Annotated in this window: 8 protein-coding genes; 5 read left to right on the top strand and 3 right to left on the bottom strand. The window is 59.5% G+C overall.

Features of this window, described 5'->3' with window-relative positions; all coding sequences use genetic code 11:
* Positions 1–45 precede the first annotated feature (45 nt).
* From mobH to QQS38_RS13955, 3 genes are read left to right on the top strand one after another with little or no spacing between them, the layout of a single operon-like run.
* Positions 46–2,400, top strand: coding sequence for a MobH family relaxase (gene mobH / locus QQS38_RS13945; RefSeq protein WP_479645956.1), 2,355 nt, complete (start codon positions 46–48; stop codon positions 2,398–2,400).
* Positions 2,400–4,577 (top strand): type IV conjugative transfer system coupling protein TraD, encoded by a 2,178-nt coding sequence (gene traD / locus QQS38_RS13950; protein WP_479645957.1) that lies wholly within the window; start codon positions 2,400–2,402, stop codon positions 4,575–4,577. Before mobH ends, traD begins: the two co-directional genes overlap by 1 nt.
* Positions 4,578–4,599: 22 nt before the next feature.
* A complete protein-coding gene (locus QQS38_RS13955; RefSeq protein ID WP_479645958.1) occupies positions 4,600–5,301 on the top strand; it encodes an IncC plasmid conjugative DNA transfer DtrJ family protein in 702 nt (233 codons plus the stop codon).
* A gap of 245 nt (positions 5,302–5,546) precedes the next feature.
* Here the strand turns inward: QQS38_RS13955 and QQS38_RS13960 are convergent, their stop codons facing one another.
* Entirely contained in the window at positions 5,547–5,873 is a 327-nt protein-coding gene (locus tag QQS38_RS13960) for a hypothetical protein (RefSeq protein ID WP_479645959.1), read from the bottom strand.
* A gap of 53 nt (positions 5,874–5,926) precedes the next feature.
* Here QQS38_RS13960 and QQS38_RS13965 point away from each other — a divergent pair, with 53 nt between their 5' ends.
* Positions 5,927–6,064, top strand: a complete 138-nt coding sequence (locus QQS38_RS13965) for a DUF488 family protein (protein ID WP_479645960.1) — start codon at positions 5,927–5,929, stop codon at positions 6,062–6,064.
* A gap of 38 nt (positions 6,065–6,102) precedes the next feature.
* Here QQS38_RS13965 and QQS38_RS13970 read toward each other — a convergent pair whose 3' ends face one another.
* Together QQS38_RS13970 and QQS38_RS13975 are read right to left on the bottom strand one after the other, a co-directional pair.
* Positions 6,103–6,990: an ImmA/IrrE family metallo-endopeptidase gene (locus QQS38_RS13970; protein ID WP_479645961.1), complete on the bottom strand. Its 888-nt coding sequence runs from the start codon at positions 6,988–6,990 to the stop codon at positions 6,103–6,105.
* Between the two features lie 3 nt (positions 6,991–6,993).
* Positions 6,994–7,341, bottom strand: coding sequence for a helix-turn-helix domain-containing protein (locus tag QQS38_RS13975; protein WP_479645962.1), 348 nt, complete (start codon positions 7,339–7,341; stop codon positions 6,994–6,996).
* 101 nt (positions 7,342–7,442) lie between these two features.
* On the opposite strand from QQS38_RS13975, the gene QQS38_RS13980 reads away from it, so the two are divergent.
* The gene (locus tag QQS38_RS13980; protein WP_479645963.1) at positions 7,443–8,414 is read left to right on the top strand and encodes a CBASS oligonucleotide cyclase; all 972 of its coding nucleotides are present in this window, start codon (positions 7,443–7,445) and stop codon (positions 8,412–8,414) included.
* Positions 8,415–8,502: the final 88 nt, after the last annotated feature.

The following is an 8,502-nucleotide window of genomic DNA, read 5'->3' on the forward strand; positions in this document are numbered from 1 at the left end:
AGCTAGCAGCCGGAAAGTAGTTTGGCAAGTGAATAGCCGCATGGGGTGCATTGGCCGGACGGGAGCAACCGAAAGGAATCGCGACGGCCGTTTTTAGATTGGTGGCGATCGTTCAAGGAAGGTTGCGGCTTCTTCAATGACATGGCCACGATAGATACTTGGTTACTCGCCGGCGCGGTGGTGTGCGCTGCCGGCGTCGGCGCATTGCAGTGCGGACCGCGTAGGACGCGTCTGCAGGTTACGCATTGCGCCTCCAAGGGAACACCGGCCGTTGTTGGGAACGCGCCCGCTCGCCGCCAAGTTGCGCCGCCGACGGCCCAGCATTTGGCGGTGCTGGATCATGCTTCGCTGATCGCTGCCACAGGCCTCGCCGGACGCATCGAACGGATCCGCGCGAGCCTCGGGTTTGCACCGGAGAATTGGGCGCGTGATGTCGAACCATTGCTGCAGCGCTTCACAGAATTTGTGCAGCTCTTGCCGGCGTCCGAGTCTCACCATCATGCGCAACCGGGCGGGTTGATCGCTCATGGTTTTGAAGTTGCGTATTACGCGGTACATGCGCGTAACGCTTGGAGATTGCCTCTTGGGGCGGATGCACAGGAGCAATTGCAGCATGCCGCCCGCTATAGCTACGCGGTGCTGATCGCCGCGCTTCTGCATGACATCGGCAAAGTGATGGCGGATCTGAAGGTCGAAGTGATGGTGGGACAAAACACGCAGCCCTGGGTACCGCTCGGCGGGAGTATGAAAGCACAGGGCGCGGCGTGGTACAGCGTCTCATTCCCAGAGCCGTCGGAGCGCAACTACCGCGCTCATACGCGGTTGGCTTGCATGTTGATCCAGCCGATGGTGCCGAGTGCCGCATTGGCGTGGTTGGCGCAATACCCGCCGATTGTCGAGGAACTCCACGCCTACCTTGCAGGCGAGGGCAGTGAGGGGCACGCTAGCTCGCGCAACAACGGCGCACCCGCTGGTGATGAGACGGGCCCCGTTACCAGAAGCGCGATACATCGCATTGTCAGCGACGCGGACCGGCGGTCGGTCGCAGAGAACCTTAAATATGGTTCCCGGACAAGATTCGCGACAGCCAGGACAGTGCCACTAATCGAAAGGTTGATGGAAGCTTTGCGACGGCTGCTGGCCGATGGCGGACTCGCGCTGAACCGCGCAGGGGCCGTCGGATATTGCGATGGAGAATCGCTGTGGTTCGTTGCAGGCACGATCGCCGAAGCGGTGCGCAAATACCTCGCTGACAACGAGATCCGAGAGACAGGCGCCGCGGGCGTGCCGGCAGACAACAATCGACTGTTCGATATTTGGCAGGAGTACGCGGCGCTCGTTCCAGCGCGGGATGGCGGCGCAATCTGGACAGTGAACGTCTCCATTGGAGAGTGGCGCCAGTGTTTTACCGTTCTACGCTTTCCGTTATCGAAGCTGTACGCGGACCCTGCGCGGTATCCGCAGCCGCTACCGACGGGAGCGATCGTGCCCAACGCTGCTGAGAAACCGGTGGATACGGCTGATGCTGCGGATGCGATCGCGGGCCGGGAGGCGACAACTGCCGAACAGGAGCCCTGTGAGGAAAGCGGGCCGACTGAAATGCAAGGGTCTGGTAGCGGCAACACGATCGGTGAGCCAGATGCGGAGCGGACGGTCGCAGAACAATGCTCCGCCGGCGCAGGGTCTGAGGATATCGACCTGCGGCATGAGCCAGCCGACGCATCTGCGCGCGTGTCACCTCGCGACGATGCCGATGCAGCGTGCGAGCAGCCTGTGTATCTGCCCGATGCCGAGACGGCGTCTGCTTTGCTCGAGGATGATCAATCGGCTCGTAGCACAAAGAGCGAAGTGCCGACTCAGTTGCGCGAGCCTGTGCGCCCGAAGCAGAAGGCTCGTCGGCTGCATGCCTCGGGGGCCGATGTCATGGGCCGAGCGAAACCACGGCCGAACGCTGAGCGGTTTCTAGCTTGGGTGCAAGAGGGCGTCGCTAGTGGTGAGCTGGCGTACAACGAATCGAAGGCACGGGTGCATTTCGTTCCTGAAGGAATGCTGCTTGTTACGCCGGGGATTTTCAAGGACTACGCGTCCGAGCATCCCGATGTCATCGAAGCCGAGCCTACAAACGACGGAAAAGAGCCGGAGCGCTGGAAGATTGTTCAGAGGGATTTTCAGAAATCAGGGTATCCGGTTCCCGGCGAACCGATTGGCGCAACCGGCGCCGGCCAACGGGTCGCACGATCGTTCTTACTCCACTACAACATCAAGGGTGCTGGTGGCCGGCAATTGATGGTCATGCGTGTGCCGGAACCGGAGCGGTTCTTTAACCCCGTTCCTCCCGCCAATGCGCTGATTCAATCAAAGCAAGTCGACGACCGCGCGAACGAACGAGGGCGGTCTTGATGGCGTACCCGCTTGAGAATAACTTTCGCAAGCCGGTCGAACTGGCATCTTCACTGATCGCGTTGGCCGCAGCCGGGGTCTTGTGGATTCGTCCGCAGCTGTTCCTGGTTACTCCGTTATCCGGTGGACTGGCCACCGCGGCTCTCCTACTGCTTGCGATCGTGAGAGCCAAGCAAGCGTTCTTCCTAATGCGATTTCGCCGCAACTTGCGACAGTTGCGGGACTACCGACTTTTCCCTACCGAGGTGCCATGGTCTGAAACGGAGGTATTCCTCGGTAAGGGCTTTCGTTGGACAGCATTGCACAGTCAGCGCTTGTATCAAGCGCGGCAGCCAGAAAACCGACATTTGCTAGCGCGAGGACGCCTTTACGAGCGCGCGCGTGACCTTGAGCGCGAATGGCCCGATGGATGGATTTCGAGAATGACAAGGCGGAACGCTTGGTGGAATCCTGTGGCCCCTCTGCCGAATCTGGGCGGCGCGGCGGAGCTACATGGCGTCGAGCCAAACGAGCGCGAAATCTGGTTCGACGTTGGGGAGCGCGTGGGACACATGGCGGTGTTGGGAACGACAAGAGTTGGGAAGACTAGGCTATGCGAGCTTCTCGTCTGCCAGGACATCCGACGGGGTGACGTTGTGATCGTTTTCGATCCCAAGGGCGATGTCGACCTGTTGCTTCGTATGTACGCGGAAGCTTGCCGATGCGGCCGGGAGCGCGAGTTCACCTTCTTTCATCTCGGTTACCCGGACAAATCCGCTCGATACAGTCCGATCGGCACGTTTTCACGGATTACGGAGGTCGCCACGCGGATTGCAGGCAATCTTCCGGACGAAGGGCAATCGGCGGCGTTCCGTGATTTTGTGTGGCGCTTCGTCAACGTGATGGCGCGCGCGATGACGGCGCTCGGTATGCGGCCCACCTATGCGCTGATCTACCAGAACGCGGTCAACATCGACGGCCTCGCGCTTCAGTACCTCGAATTCTGGCTCGATCGAGATCATCTGGGCTGGCGCGACCAGTTGCCGGATGAGGGAAAGGATATCGCCGAACGGGCGAAGAAGACCGGACGCTCGCTCTACGCGGTGCAACTGCTGACGCTGATGCAGACGAACAACTGGCATGAGCCCGTCGCAGATGGGCTAGCCTCCGTGCTTAACAATGACAGGACGTACTTCGAAAAGCTCGTTTCTTCGCTTTATCCGCTCCTGGAGAAGCTCACCTCCGGAAAGATGGGAGAACTGCTGTCGCCGGACTATGACGATCCGAACGACGAGCGACCAGTGTTCGACTGGAATCGCGTGATTGATCGCGGCGGGATTGTCTACGTCGGCCTGGATGCGCTATCGGATTTCGAAGTGGCGAGCGTCGTCGGGAGTGCCATGTTTGCTGACCTGACGTCCACCGCAGGGCGTATCTACAAATATGGTCATGCGTACGGGCAGGGAATGACGGGGCAGAAGCGCAAGGTATCAATTCATGCCGACGAGTTCAACGAGCTAGTGGGAGATGAATTTATTCCTCTCGTCAACAAGGCGGGCGGTGCGGACTTCCAAGTGACTGCGTATACGCAGACGAGCGCCGATCTCGAAGCGAAGGTAGGGTCGCGGGCCAAGGCGGAACAGATCTTCGGCAACTTCAATACGCTGGTGATGCTGCGGGTCAAATATCCGGCGACCGCGAAGATCCTCACAGATCAATTGCCGATGGTCGACGTGAAGTCATTGACGCCGGCCTCCAGCGCGACGGATGCGGTTAAGCGCGGCGAAGGAACCGCGTTCACTGCGCAGACGCACGACAGGATCGCTGTGCGCGAGGCACCGATGCTCCAGCCGGCCGACCTTATGCAGTTGCCCAAGGGACAGGCGTTCGCGCTCATCGAGGGAGGGCAACTGGTTAAGGTCCGGCTGCCGATCCTTGCGAACGACGAGCTAAGCGGCGTTCCCGGGCTGGATGACGTGGTTGCCGACATGCGTGCCAAGTACCTGCTTCATTCGCACACAGGGGAAGAGGTTGACCTCACGGCCGACGGAGCCGGCGATGAACCGTTTGGAACGGGTGCCGAGCTCAACGGGGAGTCGGGTGAGTACTCGCCGCCTGACTGGATCCGACAACCGCCCGAAGTGCAATCGGGTTGGCGGTCGGCGCTGACGATCAAAGGTCGCGGAAGCGATTTGTAAGCTGACTCGGGCGAGACGCGCGATGACCTACGCACGACAACGCGATGCAAACGCCGATGGCGTAAAGTCCTTTTTCTGGATCGTGGACCTAGCTATTCATCTCGCGCTTTGGCTCATTCTGATCACGTTCCTAGCTGTCGTGGCGGACCTCGCTGCGGCGTACACAGTCTGGCGGGCGGATCCGGTTGGCGCCATCCAAGGGCTAGTGCGCTACTACCTTGCGGAGACAACAGCGCCCGAAATCGGGCGCCAGGCGGCTGACGGGCTCTATTGGATGTGGTTCGGTTGGACAGGGATCGATGCATCCGCACGAGCTTACCTCGCGGGTGCAGCGCCGCAACGAGGGCTAGGCGCCGCATTCGCACGCTTGCTGTTCGGCGACGGTAGCAACGCGGTCATCGTGGCCATGTATGGCGTAAAGCTCGTTGCGATTCGCGCGGCGATGCTCGTGATGACGCTTCCGCAGTTCGTCCTGGCCGTTGTTGTCGGCCTCGCTGATGGGCTTGTTGCCCGTTGTATCCGGCGAGCTGAGGCAGGGCACGAATCGGCGACACGCTATCACCACGCCAAGCGGTTGTTGATGTTTGGATTGATCCCACTGCTGTCGACCATCTGGCTCATAGCTCCATTGCGCATTCCGATCGCGGCGTTGTTAGGGCCGGTGTCGCTGACCGTCTTTGCTTCGATTCGAACTTTGGCGAAGTTTTACAAGAAATACACTTGAGACTGATTAGTCATGGGGTTTTTGCGAGGAAAATGTTAGCACGAGTAACCGTGACAAAACGGTTTCCTTGGGCGAATGCCGAGCTGAGACCGACGAAAGCGAGCTTCCGGTGTCGCCGCCACAACCGGCTGTTCGATAGCTTGGCCTGGATCGCTGACACTCTGGATGGTCGCAAGCCTCACGCCGTACATATCGAGAATTTTCGCAGCAGCAACGCTCGGTAATGGCGGAGGGGAGTAGGCAACTTAGTACAGTTTCCCGCCGGTCACGCTGTAATGCCAGTTGATGATAAACCGATGGAAGCGCGCTGGTTCACCGGGACGATAGCCATGTTCCAACTGAACGTCGAACTTGTTGTTGCGCAAAGTCTCGGCGTCGGCATCGAATTGATCGTCTGAATCGCCATGTTCGATGATCGACATGAGAGTGGTCTGAGCATCAGGCGAACGAGCCTTCATATCGAAAATGGAACGGCGCAAGGTGCCCTCGATCCGGTTATCGGTCGGGTCGGTGCGCGGCACCTCATGATCATCAACCTCTTGGATCAACTGTGCATCTTCGGCTGTGAACATATTTTTCCAAAATTAAAAGGAGTTTGACCGAGTGGGCTATTCAGTATAGGTCCTTGCATTGGCGACTGAGCACCCGACCGCGCGCGGGATGCCTGCTTTGCAGCGAAAACAAGCCGCATCACTGTCACCGCAGGCTCGTGGCCGAATACCTACGCAAGAAGTGGACGGCCGTGGAGATCGTCCGTCTTTGATGGACGGCCGTTTTGGTGCGACTCGGTGCGCACGCTATTTACTTCTTGAACCTCGGCGTCCACCTCTCGACGAGATCGTCTTCGTCGCCGCCTTCGTCGGCATAGGTCTCCTGGCCGATCTTGCGAGAGGACAGCACCGTGAGTGTCTTGCCATAGCGGCCGAGCCCGATTACTTCTTCCTTAACGATGCTTGAACGCTTGCCACCGAGCCAGTCCAGAACATCGATCTCATCCTCGTCGTGCTCTGCTCGAGTCACTCTGCTGCCGTCGGCGTTGAAGCGCGCCGTCACCGTGTTCGTTGGCACGGGCGAGCCGCGCTTCAGCCAGATCAGGTCCGGCAGCGACTTCATGGCCTCAGACAGAATGCAGTAGTCAATGACGCGACCAGTGCTCAGGATGATCGCAATGGCGTCGTCCGTCAGTTCCGCGTAGCGGATCGCGGTGGAGGTCAGCGATGTCTTGCATGCCTCGCGTGCGGACTCGATATCGGCGAGGCCAAGCCGGGCCCGGCCCATGAGCTTCTTAAAAGGCTTCGCTGGCATCAAGAGGCCGACCGCGAAATTGTCCGCCTCCTGTTCGTAAGGGTCGCCGGATGAAAAGCCTGCGTGTGATGCGTGTATGCCGTCGTTCGGCAGCACATGATCGATGTGACCGTCGAGGAAGTAGTGGCCCAACTCGTGGGCCACGCTGAACCGTTGAAATCCTTCGTTAGGAATGTCCGAGGCGTAGAGGATGCCGAAGGCGTTCCCGTGTCGTAGCAGCATGCCGGACACGCCGGACTCGGTGTCTGGCTTCGCCTGCACCACGATGTCGTGCTTTTGGGCGATCGCGAACGGGTCGACCGGCAGGTCTGTGACCTTCTCTTCGGCAAGGACGGCCTCGCCGCGCTGTTTTGCAAGTTTGAGGCGCAGCAGCAGGCTCGTCATTAATCACTTCCCTTGCTTGTTTCGCTCGGCGAGCATTTTCAAGAAGTCCTTGGCTAGCTCGCGATCGTTGCCCGTCAATTTGCTGACATCTCGGAAGAGCGGGTCAGCAGCTTGTGCCAGTGTCGGGTCGTCGACCCTGCCCAGCAGGTAGTCCGTTGTGACTTCGAGTGCGTTCGCAAGACGCCTGAGCGTATCGAAGGACGGTTTTCGCGAGCCGGATTCGAAATGCGCAATCGAGCTAGGCGGCATGCTCGCCTTCTCGGCCAGTTCGCTCTGGCTCCACTTACGCAACTCTCGGGCCGCCCTCAGTCGCTCCTGGAAGAGGTTGGAGGGGGTGCGTTCATCGATCATGTCTAGTTAGCCATAAAAAAGTTGACTCATATTTTCTGATAATTATATACTGGACATGTTCTGTATGTCGAGTTAGACATGCCTCCCGAGGAAGAAAACCGATGAGCCGAGAACACGTTAGTCATGCCGAGATCGCACGCTTCGCTCAGGACAGGGTTAACCTGCCCCAGGACAAGGCAGACCAATTCCGCGCCCAGGCTAAGCGCTTGCGCGAGCGGCTTGAAACCTACCTGTGCGAGCACCCGGACTTCACGCTGAAGAAGATGCTGCTTGCCGGTAGTCTCGCCAAGGGCACGGCGCTGCGTTCCCTAAACGACATCGACGTGGCCTGCTACATCAGCGGTGCCGAGGCGCCGCACGAGGTGTCGGCGCTCCTGGCGTACCTGGCGGAGAGGCTGCGCAAGGCGTTCCCAAACTTCTCGGCGGATCAGGTGAAGCCGCAGACCTACAGCGTGACGGTGTCGTTCAAGGGCACCGGGCTAGATGTGGACGTCGTGCCGATTCTCTATGACGGCGATACTAACTGGTACGGGAACCTCATCAGCCAGGACGACGGCTCGTTCCTCAAGACCAACATCCCTCTTCACCTCGAGTTCATCCGCAAGCGTAAGCGCGCGCAGCCGGACCACTTCTCCCAAGTGGTCCGGCTGGTGAAGTTCTGGGCGGCACGCATGAAAGCGGCCGACGACAACTTCAGGTTCAAGTCTTTCATGATCGAACTGCTTCTTGCGAAGCTCGCCGACGATGGTGTGTCCTTCTCTGACTACCCGGAGGCGCTACAGCACTTTTTCACTTATCTCGCCCGCACCGACCTGCGGGAGAAGGTGTTCTTCACCGACAACTACCCGGATTCGGCGATCGGCACCTTCAGCCAGCGCGTGCAGATCATCGACCCGGTGAACGCCGTGAACAACGTCGGCCGGCTGTACACGGACGCGAACGCCTCGGCGATCTATGAGGCCGCGATCGACGCCGGAGACGCCATCGACTCGGCGCTCTCGGCGCCGACCAAGCAGGAGACTGTCTACTACTGGGTAAGCGCGAATTTGACCGCACCTAGAATCGGAAGCTGAACAAGCGCAGGCTTGCGTCCGCAACTACAACTTGCGGACGCAACCGATGACACAGAACGAAGTTGATTTCCTGCCACTGCGGGTGACC

It is taken from the genome of Trinickia sp. Z7 (genome assembly GCF_056498045.1).